At 63.9% G+C, this 19,493-nt stretch carries 14 protein-coding genes and 2 tRNA genes; 13 read left to right on the plus strand and 3 right to left on the minus strand.

Annotation, left to right across the window (positions count from 1 at the left end):
* Positions 1–862: 862 nt before the first annotated feature.
* Both ASF20_RS08670 and ASF20_RS08675 read right to left on the minus strand, forming a co-directional pair.
* Positions 863–2,965 carry a L,D-transpeptidase family protein gene (locus tag ASF20_RS08670; protein ID WP_056273000.1) on the minus strand — a complete coding sequence of 701 codons (2,103 nt, stop codon included), beginning with the start codon at positions 2,963–2,965 and terminating at the stop codon, positions 863–865.
* 98 nt (positions 2,966–3,063) lie between these two features.
* Positions 3,064–4,557: a sigma-54 dependent transcriptional regulator gene (locus ASF20_RS08675; RefSeq protein ID WP_056273003.1), complete on the minus strand. Its 1,494-nt coding sequence runs from the start codon at positions 4,555–4,557 to the stop codon at positions 3,064–3,066.
* A 296-nt stretch (positions 4,558–4,853) separates the two neighbouring features.
* Here ASF20_RS08675 and ASF20_RS08680 point away from each other — a divergent pair, with 296 nt between their 5' ends.
* The 13 genes from ASF20_RS08680 (at position 4,854) to ASF20_RS08735 (ending at position 18,641) form a co-directional block, all read left to right on the plus strand.
* Complete coding sequence (locus tag ASF20_RS08680) at positions 4,854–6,731, plus strand: M3 family oligoendopeptidase (RefSeq protein ID WP_056273007.1); 1,878 nt, start codon at positions 4,854–4,856, stop codon at positions 6,729–6,731.
* 343 nt (positions 6,732–7,074) lie between these two features.
* The gene (locus ASF20_RS08685) at positions 7,075–8,439 is read left to right on the plus strand and encodes an AarF/ABC1/UbiB kinase family protein (protein ID WP_056273010.1); all 1,365 of its coding nucleotides are present in this window, start codon (positions 7,075–7,077) and stop codon (positions 8,437–8,439) included.
* A gap of 124 nt (positions 8,440–8,563) precedes the next feature.
* Positions 8,564–8,857, plus strand: a complete 294-nt coding sequence (locus tag ASF20_RS08690) for an aa3-type cytochrome c oxidase subunit IV (RefSeq protein WP_056219345.1) — start codon at positions 8,564–8,566, stop codon at positions 8,855–8,857.
* A 69-nt stretch (positions 8,858–8,926) separates the two neighbouring features.
* Positions 8,927–10,066: a Re/Si-specific NAD(P)(+) transhydrogenase subunit alpha gene (locus ASF20_RS08695; RefSeq protein WP_056219340.1), complete on the plus strand. Its 1,140-nt coding sequence runs from the start codon at positions 8,927–8,929 to the stop codon at positions 10,064–10,066.
* A 17-nt stretch (positions 10,067–10,083) separates the two neighbouring features.
* Complete coding sequence (locus ASF20_RS08700; RefSeq protein WP_056219337.1) at positions 10,084–10,533, plus strand: proton-translocating transhydrogenase family protein; 450 nt, start codon at positions 10,084–10,086, stop codon at positions 10,531–10,533.
* Between the two features lie 3 nt (positions 10,534–10,536).
* Complete coding sequence (locus ASF20_RS08705) at positions 10,537–11,937, plus strand: NAD(P)(+) transhydrogenase (Re/Si-specific) subunit beta (protein ID WP_056273015.1); 1,401 nt, start codon at positions 10,537–10,539, stop codon at positions 11,935–11,937.
* Between the two features lie 114 nt (positions 11,938–12,051).
* Entirely contained in the window at positions 12,052–13,860 is a 1,809-nt protein-coding gene (gene recJ / locus ASF20_RS08710) for a single-stranded-DNA-specific exonuclease RecJ (RefSeq protein ID WP_056273018.1), read from the plus strand.
* A 68-nt stretch (positions 13,861–13,928) separates the two neighbouring features.
* A tRNA-Tyr gene (locus tag ASF20_RS08715) sits at positions 13,929–14,012 on the plus strand.
* A 71-nt stretch (positions 14,013–14,083) separates the two neighbouring features.
* Positions 14,084–14,157, plus strand: a tRNA-Gly gene (locus tag ASF20_RS08720).
* 627 nt (positions 14,158–14,784) lie between these two features.
* Entirely contained in the window at positions 14,785–16,203 is a 1,419-nt protein-coding gene (locus tag ASF20_RS08725) for a DUF882 domain-containing protein (protein ID WP_056273741.1), read from the plus strand.
* 917 nt (positions 16,204–17,120) lie between these two features.
* On the plus strand, positions 17,121–17,483 hold the full coding sequence (locus ASF20_RS24900) for a hypothetical protein (RefSeq protein WP_244476360.1): 363 nt from the start codon (positions 17,121–17,123) through the stop codon (positions 17,481–17,483).
* A 174-nt stretch (positions 17,484–17,657) separates the two neighbouring features.
* Positions 17,658–18,338, plus strand: coding sequence for a hypothetical protein (locus ASF20_RS24905; RefSeq protein ID WP_244476361.1), 681 nt, complete (start codon positions 17,658–17,660; stop codon positions 18,336–18,338).
* Positions 18,339–18,407: 69 nt separating this feature from the next.
* Complete coding sequence (locus ASF20_RS08735; RefSeq protein ID WP_056273021.1) at positions 18,408–18,641, plus strand: hypothetical protein; 234 nt, start codon at positions 18,408–18,410, stop codon at positions 18,639–18,641.
* Between the two features lie 98 nt (positions 18,642–18,739).
* On the opposite strand, the gene ASF20_RS08740 is transcribed toward ASF20_RS08735, so the two are convergent.
* Positions 18,740–19,213 (minus strand): MucR family transcriptional regulator, encoded by a 474-nt coding sequence (locus ASF20_RS08740; protein ID WP_056219319.1) that lies wholly within the window; start codon positions 19,211–19,213, stop codon positions 18,740–18,742.
* Positions 19,214–19,493 lie beyond the last annotated feature (280 nt).

Here is a 19,493-nt window from a genome sequence, read left to right on the forward strand (position 1 = left end):
AGGCCAGGTCCATCCCGTCCTGCAGCGAACAATGACTACGGAAAGCATCAATAGCAGGAATTAGGCCAAATTCCTTGTAAACCATACCCTTGAATTATGACAAACCAAAGGCAGCGACATGCATGAAAATACAGGTTTGGCAGTATATTTGCCGGCATATCGAAACATATTTCAGTTATTTGAAATGGTACTATCTGAAGTAGCCATCGATATTTAAATTCGTGCTCCCGACCCATGTACTTCGCTAGGGAAGTGCATGTTGACGTCGATGATCCGCCAAATGCCTGGCCCATCAGGGTGACAAAGCCGATGGTTGCACATGCCATGCAGAGCCCGGCGTCATGCGTGGTCGGTGCCCCCCACGGGTCTATGGGCGCCTACTCATCGCTCAGGCTTACCCACCAGGCCGACTCGACCGCAACTTTAGAGTGTCGTGTTCCTTCGGGATTGGCGCAGGGGGACAGGTCGATGCTCGTCATCTCATGTGATGGGCGACATCCGCAGGATCGGTCTGACCTTTCCGAAATCCTGACGTGCCAATACGGCACACACGTCGACATTTGCAATCCGGTACGTTGCTGCGCCGCTAATTCTGCAGGTCGTTGCGCAATCGGATCCTGCGCCCTTAATTGGGCACATCTGAATGCATCCCTCAACACGTTTTCGAGCCTGTCGGCAGTCCTGAGCCGACAGCGAACGGATACTTTCGGGAAGGGAGAAGTACACTCAGCTCATGCTGAAGATCGGCCGAACGTTGCTCGATTTCCCGAACCTTCTTGCGTCCATCCACGAAACTTGCGGGAAAGAAGCCTCCGCCGACGATCCGTTCAGTTGGGTCGCTCAGTCGCGCCAAGGTCCAGTGCTACCACCAACCGTTTAGGGGCCGGCCGGGTCGAGGGGTCCATAGGTCGGGTTCGCCAAAACCGGCGGGCGGGCGTTCGGCCGTGGCGCGCAAGGCGGGACCTTCGGAATTCACCTCCCGGATCCGCGACCGCCGCCCTTCGTCCAGGGGTTTAGGTGCCGCCGTCAGGGCGGGCACAGTTCGCGCCGTCACCGCGGGCTTCTTCTGCGCCGACCGCCGGGCTTCCAGGGTTTTGCCGTCCGCCCCGCGCGCAACCAATAGGTTTCCTGGGCTCAGGCCGAGGGCGATTTTCATACGGGAGTCGTACCCGTAGAGGTCGGGTAGGGTCCGCACCGTGCCGGCCTCGTCCACCGACATCGTGAAATAGGCGAGGTGTACCGGCAGCTTTTCACTCAGGCGGATCTGGCGCTCGCCCTTCCCGATCAGCTTCTTCAAGCGCTCACTCGACCAGGCTTCAGGCAAAACTGCGTCGGCGAACCGGAAGGGATCCTCCACGCGCACACAGCCATGGCTTAGGGCACGGTGAGCGGAGGAAAAGAGGGTTCGGTTCGGCGTATCGTGCAGATAGACGGCGTGGTTGTTCGGGAACATAAACTTGATGAAGCCAAGAGCGTTGCGCTCCCCGGGCGGCTGACGCACCGAGACGTTGCCGTTGCGGTAGACCACTTCGTAGCCCCGACGGGCCGCGTAGTTCGGGTCGCGGGCGAGACCCGGCAGGAACTCGTTCTTCAGGATCGAAGGCGGGACGTTCCAAGAGGGATTGACGACGGCGTACTCCATCATCCCCGAGAAGATCGGTGTGGGCGATTCCGTTTTGCCGACGATCACGCGTGCTTCGTCGCGCTGACGCCCATCCCGGACGACCCGTAGGCGGAACTCCGGGATGTTGACCATGACGTAGTCGCGGCCGAGGTCGGAGGGCAACCAGCGCCAGCGCTCCATGTTCACGATGAGCGCGGCCTCCGCGTCGTCGGTGCGGGCTGCGGGCTCGGGCCGGGAAAGAGCGGACACTGTTTGCAGGGTCAATGTGCCATTCGGGGCTAGACCTCGCGCGCGCTGGAACGCCGTCACGGCCGCGACCACGCCGGCATCGTAGAATTCTGGATTGCCCGGTCCGGCATCGAGGGTGCCGGCCGTCCGGGTTTCGAGTCCAAATCGCCTACGCAGGGCCGGAACGCGCGGGTCCGTCATGCCGAGCTTGAGCACTGGCCCCGGCGGCAGATGCACACCGGCCGCGGACGGAGTCTGGCCGTTACCTCGCAACACCGCGAGGCGCGCCTTCAGGGAGAGGTAGCCCGACTGAGCCGGATTGTAGCCCTGCAGCAGCGAACCGGCCGACGCGCCGCCGGATGCGATGCGGGCGAGGACGGCATCCGGTGCCGGCAAATCGAGGACCGGCGTGATCAAGCGAGACAGGTTGGCAAGATGGATGCGACCACCGCGCGCATCCCGTGCATAGAGCACGACGGCGGCCGAGAGCTTCAGGTCCGCATCCGCGATCTGCGCTTCGGTGGCGCCCTGCGTTCCAAGAACCGGCACAGGATAGGCGGACGCCGCTAGACCGTCCTCCCCCGCGGAGGCCAGACGGGCGGCCGCGGATTTTGCCGCAGGCGTGAGTGCTCCATCGACGATCCAGACCGGCTTGAAGGCACCCAACGCATAGAACGCCTGAATGGCCTCGCGATCCTTCGTCGAGAGCCGGGAGAGGAGCGGTGTCGGATCGGCAAGCCGGGTGGCGATGGCAGCGGCCTGCGGGTCGGTCGGCAGGGGCGGCGGTGCCGTTGCTTCGCTCGCAGAAGGCGTTCCCGGAATGGACGCGTTCGCGTCCGGTCCCCTCGCCGCAATCGGACCCGCGCTATCGGCAGACGGATCGGGCCTGGCTGCCTCGGGCGCGCCCGGATCGACCGAGGCGTTCCGCGTAACCAGGGTCGCGGAGGCTGCATCCGGAGCCTGTGCGTGTGAAGGCTGGGCCTGCGAGTTCTGAGCGTCGGATGCGCGACCCTCTTGCTGCCGCATGTCGGAAACCTGGGCCTGGGCCCCATAGGCTGAGCAGCCCGCCAGCAGTGCGGACAGCGCGACGGAGGCAGAGCGCAAAACGCCCATGATGGCAACTCCTCGGGACCGACCATACCGGCCGATAGCATTAGGATAATCGGACCAGGCGGCTGCGTGCGCAATCGCACGATCGCCGATGAGAGGTCTCAGGCAGCAGCCTCGTCGACCTTGTCCTGTTCCGCGAGACCAAGATCCTTGAGTTTCCGGTAAAGGGTAGATCGGCCAATTCCGAGGCGGCGTGAGACCTCGGACATTCGGCCGCGATAGAATTGGAGTGCGAAGCGAATGATCTCCGCTTCCAAGCCGTCCATCGTCTTCATCTCGCCGGTCTCTTCCGCGACCAGACTCATGGCATGCGGATCGCGCACTTCCACCCGGACGATCTCCCTCACGGGCTGCGGCGCGCCGCCCTGCACCATCGGCTGGATCGGTGCGGCGGGAATCCGGATGTCGAAGCCTTCTACCTGGGCGGCGATCTGCGGGAATTCGGACACCGTGAGTTCGTCGCCATCCGCCAGCACCACCGCGCGGAACAGAGCGTTTTCCAGTTGGCGGACGTTACCCGGCCAGCCGTACCGGGTTACCAGCGCCATCGCCTCGGGTGTGATGGCTCTGACCTTCTTGCCTTCTTCGGCCGCGAAGCGCGCGCAAAAGGAGCGCACCAGATCAGGAATGTCCTCGCGGCGAGCCCGTAACGGCGGCAGCGTCATGGGGAAGACGTTCAGGCGATAATACAGGTCCTCGCGGAATCGGCCCTGCTTGACCAAGTCGAGGAGCGAGCGATTCGTCGCCGAGATCAGACGGATGTCCACCCGTACGCTGCGCTTTCCGCCCACCGGATCGACCTCACCTTCCTGGAGAGCGCGCAGGAGCTTCACCTGTGCATCGAGGGGCAGTTCGCCGATCTCGTCGAGGAAAAGCGTTCCACCCGAGGCTTCGACGAACTTGCCAACATGACGCTCGGTAGCGCCCGTGAAGGCGCCCTTCTCGTGGCCGAACAGGGTGGACTCGACGAGGTTGTCGGGGATCGCGCCACAGTTGACGGTGACAAAGGCCTTGCCGCGTCGATCGCCGGACCCCTGGATCGCCCGTGCCAGCACCTCCTTGCCGACGCCGGACTCTCCTTCGATCAGCACCGGGATGTTCGATTTGGCCGAGCGCTCGGCGAGGCGGATCACGCGTTCCATATCCGGGCTCCGCGATGTCAGATCCTTGAAGCTCAGCGCGCCTGAGGCGCGCCGGCGCATGCGGCGGACCTCTTCCTCGAGCTGATCGACCTTCAGAGCGTTCTTGATCGAGACCTGCAGACGCTCGGCACCGGCTGGCTTGACCACGAAATCCGTGGCGCCCGCACGCATCGCCGTGACAACGGCATCGATCGAGCCGTTCGAGGTCTGAACGATCACCGGCACGTCGAGGCCAGTTCTGCGCATCTCGGACATGACGCCCAGTCCATCGAGGCCACCGGGCATGACGAGGTCGAGAAGCACCACATCGATCGCATCGCCGGCGCGCAACGCCTCGAGGCCCTGCTCGCCACTCTCGGCCACCCGCGCCTCGAAGCCGAGGCGCCGAACCATCGTTTCGGCGAGGCGGCGCTGCACGGGATCATCGTCGACGATCAGGACCGTTGTCGACATGGGGCAGCCTCGCTGTTCGCAAGCGGACGGCATCCGGCGACACGAGGGTCCTCCGGGCGTCATCGTCGCTGGCGTGTTTCGTTTCGAACCGCAGGGTGCCCCAAGAGCGTAAAGCCGTGCTTAACGACGATCCGACTTTTGCGGAGCGTAGAGCGTTCGGCACGCCCCCCACTTCACACCCGCTGACAAACCGTCCCGACCCGCAGGATTCTGATCGACTCGGATTGATCGGACGGCCTTTGCACTCGATATCACCGCGCACGGACCTGACCGGTCCGAGAGGGAACCAGATCATCATGCCGAGCCGAGCCGTCGCCACTGCCAGTCGTTCGGGCATCGTCGCGAATGCGGAGGGGGCCAGCGCTGCCAGAGCCGCCGCGCATGCGGCCGATCTGGGGGCTTTGCCGGAATGGGACCTTACCGACCTGTATGCTGGGATCGATTCTCCCGATTTCTCGGCTGACCTGGTCCGAGCCGAAGCGGATTGTGCCCGGTTCTCCGAGCGCTACGCCGGTCGCCTCGCCGTGATGGCGGCCGCGTCGGATGCCTCGGCCCAGCTAGCCGAGGCGGTCGCGACATACGAAGGCATCGAAGATCTGCTCGGACGCCTGATGTCTTTCGCGGGCTTGGTCTATTCCGGCGACACCACCGATGAGCTCAGGGAAAAATTCTACGGAGACACGCAGGAGCGGCTGACGGCGGCCTCCAGCCATCTGTTGTTCTTTGCCCTCGAACTGAACCGCATCTCCGACGAGGCGATGGATCGGGCCATGGCGGATGGGCCGCTCAACCATTACGCGCCTTGGCTGGAAGACCTGCGGCGCGAGAAACCGTTCCAACTCGACGATCGCACCGAGAAACTTTTCCTTGAAAAGTCCGTCACCGGGCGCTCGGCCTGGAATCGGCTCTTCGACGGTACGATCGCGGCACTCCGCTTCCCCGTGCAGGGTGAGCAGCTTACCTTGGAGCCGACCCTCAACAAGCTTCAGGATCCGGATGGCGCCATTCGACAGGACGCTGCGGGCGCTCTCAGCGAAGTCTTCCGTGCGAACCTGCGCACCTTTACGCTGATCACCAACACTCTCGCCAAGGACAAGGAAATTTCCGACCGCTGGCGTGGCTTCAAGGACGTCGCGGATGCGCGTCATCTCTCGAATCGCGTCGAGCCCGAGGTGGTCGCCGCGATGGTGGAGGCCGTCCAGGCCGCGTATCCGCGGCTGTCGCACCGCTATTATCGCCTGAAGGCCAAGTGGTTCGGCGTCGAGGCTCTGCCCTATTGGGACCGAAACGCTCCTCTCCCCAAGGTCGATCAGCGCACCATTCCGTGGATCGAGGCGCGTGACACTGTCCTCGACGCCTATCAGGCGTTCTCTCCGCAGATGGCCGACATCGCCCGGACGTTCTTCGACCGCAACTGGATCGACGCTCCGACTCGACCCGGAAAGGCGCCCGGCGCCTTCGCGCACCCGACCGTGCCCTCGGCCCACCCCTACGTCTTGGTCAACTACCAGGGCAAGCCGCGGGACGTGATGACCCTGGCGCACGAGCTCGGCCACGGCGTGCATCAGGTCCTCGCCGCCCCGAACGGCGCCCTGATGGCGCCTACGCCTCTGACCCTGGCCGAGACTGCCAGCGTCTTCGGTGAGATGCTGACCTTCCGCCGCCTCCTGGCCGCCACCACGAACACGAGCCAGCGCCGCGCCATGCTTGCGGCGAAGGTGGAGGACATGATCAACACGGTCGTGCGCCAGATCGCGTTCTACGCCTTCGAGCGGAAGGTCCACCTCGCCCGGGCACAGGGCGAGCTGACCGCCGAGCAAATCAACGGCCTCTGGATGTCGGTGCAGGCCGAGAGCCTCGGTCCGGCGATCGCGCTTGATGCGAGCTACGAGCCGTTCTGGGCCTACATCCCTCACTTCATCCATTCGCCGTTCTACGTCTATGCCTATGCTTTCGGCGATTGCCTCGTGAACTCGCTCTACGGCGTCTACGCCAAGGCGGAAGACGGGTTCGTGGAGCGCTACTTCGCCCTCCTGTCCGCTGGCGGTGCCAAGCCCTACGGCGAACTCCTGGGCCCCTTCGGCCTCGACGCCCGCGACCCTGGCTTCTGGCAGATCGGACTGTCGATGATCGAGGGCATGATCGCTGAGTTGGAGGGGATGGAGGCTGCGTAAGCGCTCAGCGATATGAGCGATGGAAGAAGGATGCCTCTCGTTGTTCGTCCTGGACAACGGGGGGTGGTTCGTCGGTGGACCCGGCGCCTCGCTCGTCCCGGGCTGACCAACCCGTCCCGTGGCATCGCGAAGGGCGATCCAAGTGAAACATGCCGGAGCTGTAAGGGTAATTCGCGAGCTCGCCACCGGTGAGAGTGACGTCAGCTGACTGACACGCCCAATTCTCGACGATCGGTCCGGCACTGGACTATCGAGCCGCGACCCATGAGCCCGCTGCCCTGGCGTGATCGATCACTGCGCTTATCTCCAAAGAAAGTTTCTCCCGACGAGTTGATTGATCCCGATGGCCGACACCGATCGTGAAGCCAACCGCTTCTCCGCCCGCGCAAGTCGCTATGCCCGCGTCGGTGCCAATGTCGGCGGGGTGGCGGCGCGCATGGCCGGCGCGAAGCTGTTCGGCGGAAAGGAGGCTCCGACCAATGCGGCAGCCCTCGCGCAGGCCCTTGGCGGTTTGAAGGGCCCGATCATGAAGGTGGCGCAGCTCTTGGCGACGGTGCCGGACCTGTTGCCACCCGATTACGCGACCGAACTTCAGAAGCTTCAGGCCGATGCGCCTCCGATGGGCGCCGCTTTCGTCAAGCGACGCATGATCGCCGAACTGGGGGCCAATTGGCAGACCCGATTCCGGGCCTTCGACCTCAAGCCGGCGGCAGCGGCCTCCCTCGGTCAGGTTCACCGCGCCACGGCCCTCGACGGCACGCACCTCGCTTGCAAGCTTCAGTACCCGGATATGCAATCGGCCGTAGAGGCCGACCTTAAACAGCTTGAAGTCGCATTCGCCTTGCATCGGCGGATGTCCTCGTGGCTCGATACCCGCGAGATCGCAAAAGAAATCGGTGCCCGTGTCCGCGAGGAACTCGACTACGAGCGCGAGGCCAAGCATGCCGTCCTCTACGGCGACGTCCTTCGCGACGTCGATGCGGTCCGCGTGCCCGCCATCCACAAGGATCTCTCGACGAAGCGCCTCCTGACGCTCGGCTGGCTCGACGGGCAGCGCATCCTCGATTTCGCCGAGAGTCCAGTAGACGTCCGCAATCGTCTGGCCCGGTCGATGTTCAAGGCCTGGTGGCATCCGTTCAGCCGTGCCGCCGTCATTCACGGCGATCCACACCTTGGCAATTACACGGTCTTCTCAGAAGGGGGCGAGGCGCGGGGGATCAACCTGCTCGACTACGGCTGCGTCCGCATCTTCCATCCACGCTTCGTCGGCGGTGTCGTCGACCTGTATCGGGGCCTGCTCACCAACGACAACGCACGCATCGTTCATGCCTACGAGACCTGGGGGTTCAAGAATCTCAACAAGGAACTCGTCGAAATCCTGAATATCTGGGCGCGCTTTATCTATGGGCCGATCCTGGAAGATCGCACGCGAACCGTGGCCGACGGGGTCAAGCCCGGCGAATATGGGCGCCGACAAGCCTTCGAGGTTCATCAGGCCCTGAAGGCACGCGGTCCGGTTACGATCCCGCAGGAATTCGTCTTCATGGACCGGGCGGCGGTCGGCCTCGGCGCCGTCTTCCTGCATCTCCGGTCGGAGCTAAACTATCACCAGTTGTTCGAGGCCGAGATCGACCGTTTCTCCCTCGCGGATCTCGAAGGGCGACAGGGCGAGGCATTGGCAAAGGCAGGACTTGCTTCTCCGGCTTGAAAGCGTGGCCACAAAAAGCCGTTCGAGGCGATTGCCGGGCGCGCATGTCGATTGCGAGCGACCTTGGCTTGCGCTAAATCCCCTTGGAACAAATCAAGATGATGCCCAAGGGGACGCCCACAAGATGGCTGATACCAAGACCGTGTCCGGCGCGCATTACAGCCCGGCGATGGATGAGAAGACCCACGAGCAGACCTATCGCGGCTTCGTTCGGTTCGTAGAGATCGGCACCGGTGTCGTGCTGTGTTGGGTTCTGGCCCTGGCGGTCGGCGGTATCCGCGAGGCCTGGCTGACGGCGATCTTCGGTGTGATCCTCTCCGGTATCGCCGGTGCGGTCGGTGCTCTCGCCCCCGCGATCGGCTGGAAGGCCCCCCTGGCGGTCGGCATCCTGCTGGCGCTTTACCTCGCTTTCGCCTGATCCCTCTCCAACCACAACTTGACTGATTTGCGGGTCGCCTTCGGGCCGTCCTTTAAGGAGCATTCCTGCATGCGCATCGCTGTATTATCGGAAACCGATCCCGCGGAGCCGCGGGTCGCGGCGGTGCCAGAGACGGTCAAAAAGTTCATCGGCCTTGGGGCCGACGTAACCGTCCAGTCTGGTGCCGGTCTGAAGGCCGGCGTTCCGGACGCCGATTACGAGGCCGCCGGGGCTTCCATCGCCGGATCGGCCTCCGAGGCCGCCGGGTCCGCAGACCTTGTTCTGAAGGTCCGGCGTCCCTCGGCCGAGGAGATCGCCCTCTTGCCGCGCGGCGCCACGGTCATCGCCATCATGGATCCGTACGGCCACGAGGCCGAACTCGGCGCCATGGCGGAGGCCGGTCTCGACGCCTTCGCTATGGAGCTGATGCCCCGCATCACCCGCGCGCAGGTGATGGACGTGTTGTCGTCCCAGGCCAACCTTGCGGGTTACCGCGCCGTGGTCGACGGCGCGTCCGAATACGGTCGTGCCATGCCCATGATGATGACCGCCGCCGGAACCGTACCGGCCGCCCGCGTCTTCGTCATGGGCGTCGGCGTTGCCGGCCTCCAGGCTATCGCAACGGCCCGCCGGATGGGCGCGGTGGTCACCGCCACCGACGTGCGCCCGGCCACCAAGGAGCAGGTCGAATCCCTCGGCGCCAAGTTCGTCGCGGTCGAAGATGAGGAGTTCAAGCAGGCCGAGACTTCCGGCGGATACGCCAAGGAGATGTCGACCGAGTACAAGAAGAAGCAGGCCGACCTCGTCACCACCCACATCGCCAAACAGGACATCGTCATTACCACGGCGCTGATTCCGGGCCGGCCGGCGCCGAAGCTTGTCTCGGAGGCGATGGTCGCCTCCATGAAGCCCGGCTCGGTCCTGGTCGACCTCGCAGTCGAGCGCGGCGGCAACGTCGAGGGCGCCAAGCCCGGCGAAGTCGTGGTGACCGACAAGGGGGTGAAGATCGTCGGCCATCTCAACGTGGCCGGCCGCCTCGCGGCGACGGCCTCCAGCCTCTACGCCCGCAACCTCTACGCCTTCGTCGAGACCCTGGTCGACAAGGAGTCCAAGGCCCTGGCGGTGAAGTGGGACGACGAACTCGTCAAGGCGACCAACCTGACCCGCGACGGTCAGGTCTCGCACCCCTCGTTCCAGCCCCAATCCTGATCCCGCCGGAGGATACGATGGCTATGCTTCCCCCCGATCAGGCCGCCGAGCAGGCGCGCGCCGCCGCCGCCGCGGCCCGAACTGCCGCTGACATCGCGCAGCAGCACGCGCTCCAGGCGCAGAAATACGCCGACGGCCTCGGTCACGGCCTCAGCGCCGTGACTCACGGAGCCGTCGACCCGACGGTCTTCCAGCTCGCGATCTTCGTCCTGGCAATCTTCGTGGGCTACTATGTTGTCTGGTCAGTCACCCCGGCCCTGCACACGCCGCTGATGTCCGTCACCAACGCGATCTCGTCGGTCATCATCGTCGGCGCCTTGCTCGCCGCCGGCGTGCCTTACGTCGAGCACGGCACCGGCTGGGCCCGCTTCTTCGGCTTCGTCGGCATCATCCTCGCCAGCGTGAACATCTTCGGCGGGTTCCTCGTCACTCAGCGCATGCTCGGCATGTACAAGAAGAAGGCCTGAGACATGTCCCAGAACGTCTCATCCCTTCTCTACATCGTCTCCGGCGTCCTGTTCATCATGGCGCTGCGGGGGCTTTCGCACCCGACCACTTCGCGACAGGGCAACCTGTACGGCATGATCGGCATGGGCCTCGCCATGCTCACCACCCTGGTCGGCCATCCGCCAGCCGGGCTCGGCGCCTGGGTCATTGTCATCTTGGGCCTCGCCATCGGCGGCGGTGCCGGCGCAATCATCGCCAAGCGTGTGCCGATGACGGCGATGCCGCAGCTCGTGGCCGCCTTCCACTCCCTTGTCGGCCTTGCGGCCGTAATGGGCGCGGCGGCAACGCTCTATGCGCCGCAGGCGGTCGGAATCCTCGAGACTGGCCACATTCACAAGGAATCGCTGTTCGAAATGGCGCTCGGCGTCGCCATCGGCGCAATCACTTTCACGGGCTCGGTCATCGCGTTCCTGAAGCTCGATGGCCGTATGTCCGGCAAGCCGATCATGCTGCCGCAGCGGCACCTCATCAATATCGGCCTCGGCGTCGCCCTTGTGGTGCTGATCGCAATCTTCATCGGCAACGAGAGCAAGGCGATCTTCTGGTTGATCGTGCTGCTGTCCTTCGTGCTCGGCGGCCTGCTCATCATTCCGATCGGCGGCGCGGACATGCCCGTCGTCGTCTCGATGCTGAACTCCTACTCGGGCTGGGCCGCCGCTGGTATCGGCTTCACTCTGGGCAACCTCGCGCTCATTATCACGGGTGCGCTGGTCGGATCGTCCGGTGCGATCCTGTCCTATATCATGTGCAAGGCGATGAACCGCTCGTTCGTCTCCGTCATCCTCGGTGGCTTCGGCGGTGACGCCGCAGCAACCGGCGCCGGTGGCGCTGTCGAGACCCGTCCGGTCAAGCAGGGCTCGGCCGACGACGCGGCCTACATCATGAAGAACGCCGAGCGCGTCATCATCGTGCCGGGCTACGGCATGGCTGTAGCCCAGGCCCAGCACAGCCTTCGCGAGATGGTCGATATGCTCAAGAAGGAAGGTGTGGACGTGAAGTACGCGATCCACCCGGTCGCCGGCCGCATGCCCGGTCACATGAACGTGCTGCTCGCCGAGGCGAACGTGCCCTACGACGAAGTCTTCGAGCTGGAGGACATCAACGGCGAGTTCCCGCAAGCCGACGTGGCCTTCGTGATTGGTGCCAACGACGTCACCAACCCGGCGGCCAAGACCGACAAAGCCTCGCCGATCTACGGCATGCCGATCCTGGACGTCGAGAAGGCCAAGACCGTCCTGTTCATCAAGCGCGGCATGGGCTCAGGTTACGCCGGCGTCGAGAACGAGGTGTTCTTCCGCGATAACACCATGATGCTGTTCGGTGACGCCAAGAAGGTGGTCGACAACATCCTCAAGAATCTCTGATGCGACCGCGGGCGCTGACCCGCGGGACCTTCCTCGAGGGGCCGGCGCGTGTTCGCCGGCCCCTTTGTCGTTTGGGATGCAGTCCTGCGTCCCAGATGGCGCTATGATCCCCCCGTGTCAGCCGCCCTCGCCCTCGACGCGCCTCGCGCGTTCCTCGACGTCTCCCACTCGGTTCTCGGCCGGCCCTGGCGCGACCGCTGCGCCGATCCGGCCCTACAGGCTTACGCGGCGACGATGGTGCAGGCGCATGCCCTGCCCGAGTTGCTGGCCCGGGTCCTGGCCGGGCGCGGCATCCGACCGGCCGAAGCGGAGGCGTATCTGCAGCCGCGAATGCGCGACCTGATGCCGGACCCGAACTGCTTGGTCGATATGGCGACGGCTACCGAGCGGCTCGCGCGCGCTGTTCTGACCGGCGAGCGAGTGGCGGTATTCGGCGACTACGATGTCGACGGTGCAGCCAGCGCCTCGCTCCTGGCCGGCTACCTGCGTAGCCTCGGCCTGACCGTCCAAATCCACATTCCTGACCGAATCAGCGAAGGCTATGGCCCCAACGTCGCCGCCGTCGAGGCTCTGCGGGAGGCCGGCGCTACGCTGCTGATCACCGTCGATTGCGGCACGAGCGGACACGCGCCCTTGGAGGCCGCAGCGGCAGTCGGCCTCGATGTCGTCGTCCTCGACCATCATGGCGCCCCAGAGCACCTGCCCCCGGCCCGTGCGCTCGTGAACCCGAATCGCCTCGACGACTTGTCGGGGCTCGGCCATCTCTGCGCAGCTGGGGTCGTCTTCCTTACGCTCGTTGCGCTAAACCGGCGACTTCGGCGAGAACCGGAATTCGTCGATCGGCTGCCTGACCTCGCCGAGTCGCTCGACCTCGTTGGCCTGGCCACCGTCGCGGATGTCGTCCCGCTGGTTGGCCTGAATCGCGCCTTCGTCGTGCAAGGCCTTAAGGTGATGCGCGGCCGCGGCCGCATTGGTCTCGCAGCGCTTCTGGATGCTGCGTCTTTGACTGAGCCGCCAGAGGCCTGGCACCTCGGCTACCTTGTCGGCCCGCGCATCAATGCCGGGGGACGCATCGGGAATGCGGCTCTTGGGGCAACCCTCCTCACCACGGCCGACCCGGCCGAGGCTGCACGGATTGCGGCGGAACTCGATCGGCTTAATCGCGAACGTCAGGTCATCGAGGCGACAGCGGTCGCCGCCGCCGAGTCCGAGATGGACCACGTGCTCAGTCTCGATCCCGAGCAACCGGTGCTGGTGGTCGCGTCCACCGACTGGCATCCCGGCGTCGTCGGGCTCATCGCGGCGCGCTTGAAGGAGCGCTTCGGCCGCCCGGCCTTCGCTTTCGCCCTCCGGCCGGACGGCACCGCAACCGGTTCGGGTCGATCGATCGTGGGTGTGGATTTAGGGCACGCGGTCCGCACGGCGGTCGAGGCAGGGGTTGCCCTGAAGGGTGGCGGCCACGCTATGGCGGCGGGCGTCACGCTGCCTGGTCCGAACGTTACGGGTTTTCGCGATCACCTCACGGCTGTTCTGTCCGAGACCGTTGCCGAGGCACGCGCTGTCGAAGCGCTTCAAGTGGATGGCGCAATGAGCGCAGGCGGTGTCACCGCCCAACTCGTGCGCACGATTCACCGGGCCGGCCCATTCGGATCCGCGGCCCCGGAGCCGACCTTCGTCCTGCCGCGACACCGCATCGTGGACGCCGCGGTCGTCGGTCATGGGCACGTTCGAGCCCGTCTGCGAAGTCGGGATGGCCAGGCCATCGGCGCCATTGCATTCCGTTCGGCACAGGGTCCTCTCGGACAGGCAATCCTATCCAGCGTCGGCCGAGAGGTGCATGTCGCTGGGACGCTGTCCGTGGATACCTGGCGTGGCGCTGAGCGTGCCCAAATGCGCATCTGCGATCTCGCATATTTCGATTGAGCGATGCGGTTGACTCCCGCCCGGGCGGTCATCATAAGGACGGCGCGCCGTCGAAAGACGGTCGGTTTGGGGGAATGTCCCGAGCGGCAAAGGGGGCGGACTGTAAATCCGCTGCGTAAGCTTCGTAGGTTCGAGTCCTACTTCCCCCACCAAATCTTTACCGAGATCCCGAAACTCTCCGGGATGTCTCTAGCCTTGGCGACCTGTTATAAAGGTCGGCGATGCGGGTGTAGCTCAATGGTAGAGCAGCAGCCTTCCAAGCTGAATACCCGGGTTCGATTCCCGGTACCCGCTCCATCCGATTTCTGAATCCGACGCCGCTGAAGCGGCATGAAAACTTCTCCATCGTTTGCCGAGGGTCCGAACGAGGCCGATTGATCGGTTGCTTGGTGCGGGTTGGCTCGCGCGACGACGTTTTGCGTTGGCTTTCCAGCGGTTGATATCGACGGATGGGGATGTCCTCTCCTGGCGAACCAAGGGGGCGAAGCGGCGAACCCTCCGTGACGATCTCGACACATCGGCGCGCGGCCGTCGCATCGATCAGCCCTTCGTCCACGTTCCTGCCCAAATCGCGTTCGCCGCACCTAGGCTTTGGTACACCTTGGACACGGGCGGGCGTGGAGGAATCGCTTCGTGCAGCGGGAGCGCCTACCTTTGCCCCAGAGGCGTTAGGAACAAAATCTGCCCTGTGCGCCCGCGCACACCCTGGCACGATTTCGCCACGGTTCAGACTTAGCCGTTGAATGTAGAGCGGCGAAGTGTCGAGGCCCCGGTAAACCGGACGTTTACGGTTTTCGGCAACCTTGCGTTCACCATGATCCGTGCTCCGCGCGCGAATGGGTAGAGGGTGAGACCACGGTGGGTAAGCTTCTGCGGAACGGCCGGACGACCCATCGCCCCGGCTCTTGGAAGCGGGCCGGACGTCTGACCGTCTTCGGTGCCAGTTTCGGTCTGGCTCTGGCGGGTGGAACCCGCGGCACCCAGGACGCCGTCGCCAACGGTGATACGCGGACTCTTTCGATTTATCACACCCATACAAAGGAAAGCCTGACGGTCACCTTCAAGCGCGACGGACGTTACGACAGGGCAGCTCTGGAGCAATTGAATTGGCTCTTGCGCGACTGGCGATCTGATGAGCCGATCAAGATGGACCCTCGCCTGTTCGACACGGTCTGGGAAGCCTACCGGTCGGTAGGTTCGCAGGAACCGATCAACGTCGTCTCTGCCTATCGCTCGCCCGGCACCAACGCGATGCTGCGCCGGCGATCCAAGATGGTCGCCGAGTACAGTCAGCACATGCTCGGCAAGGCGATGGATTTCTACCTGCCGGATGTGTCGATCGACCAAATCCGGGCCATCGGCATGCGAATGCAGAGGGGCGGCGTCGGTTGGTATCCCCGCTCAGGCTCCCCCTTCGTGCACCTCGACGTTGGCTCGGTCCGCTCATGGCCGCGTATGACGCACGATCAGTTGGTCCGTCTATTTCCGGATGGAAAGACCGTTCACCTGCCCTCGGACAATCGCCCCCTGCCCGGCTACGAAATGGCCCGTTCCGAAATCCTCTCGCGCGGTGGAACCGTTCTTGGGGTCACCGAGGTGGCGCAAATGGACGAGGACGACGGGCCGAGCATCAAGGGGTTCTTTGCCAGCCTCTTCGGCGGCGGCCGCGCGCAAGATACCGCACCGCCCGTGCAGGCAGCGACGAAAGCGTCGGAGCGAGCCCGCCCGAGGACGGCAGCCGTGGTGGTCGCCAGCGCCGATCCCGAGGACCCGGTCGGTGCGCGCACGGCGCTCGCCTACGCGGCACCCGCCGCGGATGAGGCCCTCAAAAGCAATTTTCTTCGTCGCGACGGCCGTGACGCCCAGAGCCTCCTGACCAGCGAAACGCCCACAACTGCAACGTCACCCTCGGATACGGTCGCTTCTGTGGCCCTGCCGCTGCCGCCCCGTCGTCCGGCGGAATTTGCAGCGGTGACCGCCGCCCTGACGATGCCTCTACCGCCCCCACGGCCCGTCGTACAGCTTGCCGGCCTCGGCACTGCCGGCATGGCCAATCTCTCCCCGTCGATACCCCCCCGTGCAGCCCTCGTGCCAGCTAATGCCGATCCGCGAACGCAGCTCCATGCTCTCTTCGTGGCGGCTGCCGCGAATGTCGAGCCCGCGAGTCGGATGGCGCCGGTGAGGCTTGCCAACGCGAAGGCAAAGCTCGACGGAGCGCCGACCGCGATTGTCTTGCCGCAAGCCGGCGTCGCCACCCGCTTCTCGGCCCGAAGCCCAGGCGACGACCTCGCGGCCTCGCGATTTACTGGCTCGGCCACACGCGTCGTACCCGGCACACGCTGATCGCAACGCGGTCACTTGCCTGTAACGCGACAGATTCGCTTTGTATTCCGCTCAAGGTGGGAGGGACCGCCGACGGTCCTCGGACGCGAGCGCACGAACCGGTAGGCCGCGGCGCGGCGGAGTGAGGCTCGGGACTGACCGTGGAGGTCGTCCACCAGAAGCGCGACGGGCGTTCGCATCACGGGAACCAAGAGGGTAGTTCGCTGCCACGGACCATGTCGTCCGCCCGTGAAATATCTGCCCCGAACACAACCTGTGTCTGGGCCGGCATTTTCCTTGCCGACGCCAAATTTTTAAAACGGCCCACCAATCGGAAGCATCGCGACAGACGATCAACCGAACAAATCTTCACCGAGCAGCCTGGAGGTAAGTTAAGTTATCATCGAACCCATAGTCCAAGATGAAAGGTGAAACTGATGTCAGTCTATCAAACTGATTAATCTGAGCGCTTTCAGAGGACGATGTTCAAACGCGTAATTTGTAAAAAGATATTTTTCAAAGAATGGCAGAGCATTCGGCAATTATGAACTCGAATTTCGAGGGGAATCCGGCTTTCGCGAAGATTTTTATTGTGTGCGAAAGCTTCGCCGATCCGCCAAATGGGGTATGCCATTCCAAATTCATTTCAAAGACAAGGAGGTGTCTGCGGCGTTGGAAGGATCAGGCAACCTTTCGATGAGGACCGCAATAGCTCAAACACCCAAGGAAGGCGGTTCTTGATGTTCACGGTAAGTGCAAGTTTCCTGCTGGCAGGTATTGCTCTGGCCGCCGCTGCCCAGGCCTCGCCGCGGCGTCGGAGTACCTTGGAATGGGCTGGCGGTACGCTGCTCATTGCAGGCCTTGGTCTTCTCGGCGCAGGACTCCGTTTGTTTAGATAACGTGCCGGCCGGCGGGCCCGGTAAGCCGATCGCTCCGGAATGTACCGAACGGGATTCCCGATCCGGCTGCCCTATGTGCAGGACATGACACGCATTCACGTCCGCACGCTCGGGATGGCACTCCTGATCGCCCTTAGCCCGATACGCGCTTTGGACTCGGGAGACGCACCGGCCTTCCTGCTTGTCGGCCTCGATGGCAAAACGTTCTTCGCGCCGGATGGCAGCCGCAACGGACCGAACGGGAGTGATGCCGTTGGGATCATCGACGCCAGTGATGAGGCACATCCTCGCTTGATCCATACCCTCCCTCTCGACAACTCGGTGTACGGACCGCCGACGAACCTGCGGGTCACGCCGGACGGGCGTCTCGGTTTGGTCGCAAGTTCGGTGCTGATGCACTAGGACGGTACCGCTTGGTACGCTCACGCGGACAATCGCCTGCATGTCATCGATCTGACCGCGACGCCACCGCGCCTCATTGAGACACTCGAGGTTGGACAGCAACCCTCCGGGATCAGCATTTCGAGGACCGGCGATCTCGCGCTCATCGCCAATCGCGAGGGACGCAGCGTCACCGTGCTCTCAATCCTCGGCTCAAAGGTTCGGCCGGTCGCAACGATCGATGTGGGCGATGAAGCTGCGGCGGTCGCCTTCGCTGCGAATGGACGGCGCGCCTTCGTCGCAAAGAACAAAGCGGCGCGTATTGGCGTCCTGTCGATCAATGGCACTTCGGTGCGCTATGAGCCGGAGTACGATATGCCAGTTGGCGCAGGGGTCTACGGGCTCGATGTGACGCCCGACGGAACGCTCGCGCTCACTGGGAACACCGGACAGGAGCCAAGCGACGGGCACGCCGATACCATCAGTGTCATTCGCGCCAATGGTCGACGCCCGGTCGTCCTCGATCACCTGGGAATCGGCGACACGCCGGAAGCACTGGTGATCGCGCCGGACGGCCGACATGCCGCCGTCTCGATCGTCCGGGGGTCGAGCGCAGCACATGGAAGCCCGGGCTATACGCCGACTGGCGCTGTCGCGTTGCTGACCCTCTCGTCACAGAGCGTGCAGATGACGTCCCAGGCGGAAGCGGGCGTCGTCACGCAGGGTATCGCATTCAGTCCCTCCAGAGATTACGTTTATGTCTGTAATTACGTCGACCGGAACTTGGGCATCTACCGCATCTCGGGCGATACCCTGATCGATACGGGCAATCGCCTATCGCTTCCCGGCCAACCCGCGTCTCTGGCCGGACGATAGGATCGTCGATGCCGAGGGATTTACGCAAAACCTCACCTCAGCCGCTTCTCCATCGCCCGAGACAAAGCCATGCCTGACGAACCGGCACAGGCCCCTCGAAGCGTTCACTATGTGGGGTTTCGCGATGATCGCTATTGGAACGCGTACCGTCTCTTCGGCGGTCCCCGGATCATCCACCGGCGCTGGGACTTCTACGCCACGCGCGACGTCGGTCCCAACGATATCGTAATCTTCGCGCAAGGTGACAACACCCAGCCGATCACCGATCGGAACGCGACGGATCTCGATGAACGTTGGCTCTAGAACCCGTCGAATACCCAGCCACGGGGTTGATGCAACGACCGCCGAGGTCACGCGCCGTCAAGGGGGAGCGTAACCTCGACAAGGCGCGAGGCGGTGACTTAAGCAGCCTGTTTGCGGCCCTTGGTCTTCGGCGGGACTTCTTCGTCTTCGTTGCGGTTCGCAACCTGACCGAGGCCGATTGACTTCGCGAGTTCCGAACGCATGGCGGCGTAGGACGGGGCGACCATCGGGTAATCGGCCGGGAGGCCGTAACGCTGCCGGTAGCTGTGGGGATCAAGGCCGTGGCTGCTGAGGTGACGCTTCAGCGTCTTATAGCTCTTGCCGTCGAGAAAGCTGATGATGCCGTCCGGCATCACGGATTTGCGGATCTGGGCGGGCGTCGGCTTTTCGGGCGCAACCTCCTCGGCGGTCTGGGCGGCACCGGTGACGAGGCCGTTGAGCGCGGCGTGCACATTGCGGATCAGATCCGGTAGATCGGTGGTCCGGACTGGATTGTTCGATACATACGCCGCGACGATGTCGGCGGCGAGATCGACGAAGTCGGTCGTTTGAATTTCGGTGCTTTCGGACATGCGTAGTTTTCTTTTCCCTGTGCCCCCAAGGCAGCAGATCGCCCATTCGTAGACATTTATCAAGCGCCCGAGGCCAAATTCGGCGATGAACATGCCTGATATGCGCATCACAGATAAGAGATGTCCACAACAGAGACGCTGCATGCGGAAGCGTACTCGCGATTATTGCTTGTGTGCTCGGGCACGTCCGCCGGCACAACCATCGGGCCGCGATGGATAGGGCGAGCGTTGGCCCTACTGCCCGATCCAATGTGGAATCGCAGCGATTTCCGGTTTGGCA

It is taken from the genome of Methylobacterium sp. Leaf88, from assembly GCF_001422795.1.
Lineage (GTDB): Bacteria > Pseudomonadota > Alphaproteobacteria > Rhizobiales > Beijerinckiaceae > Methylobacterium.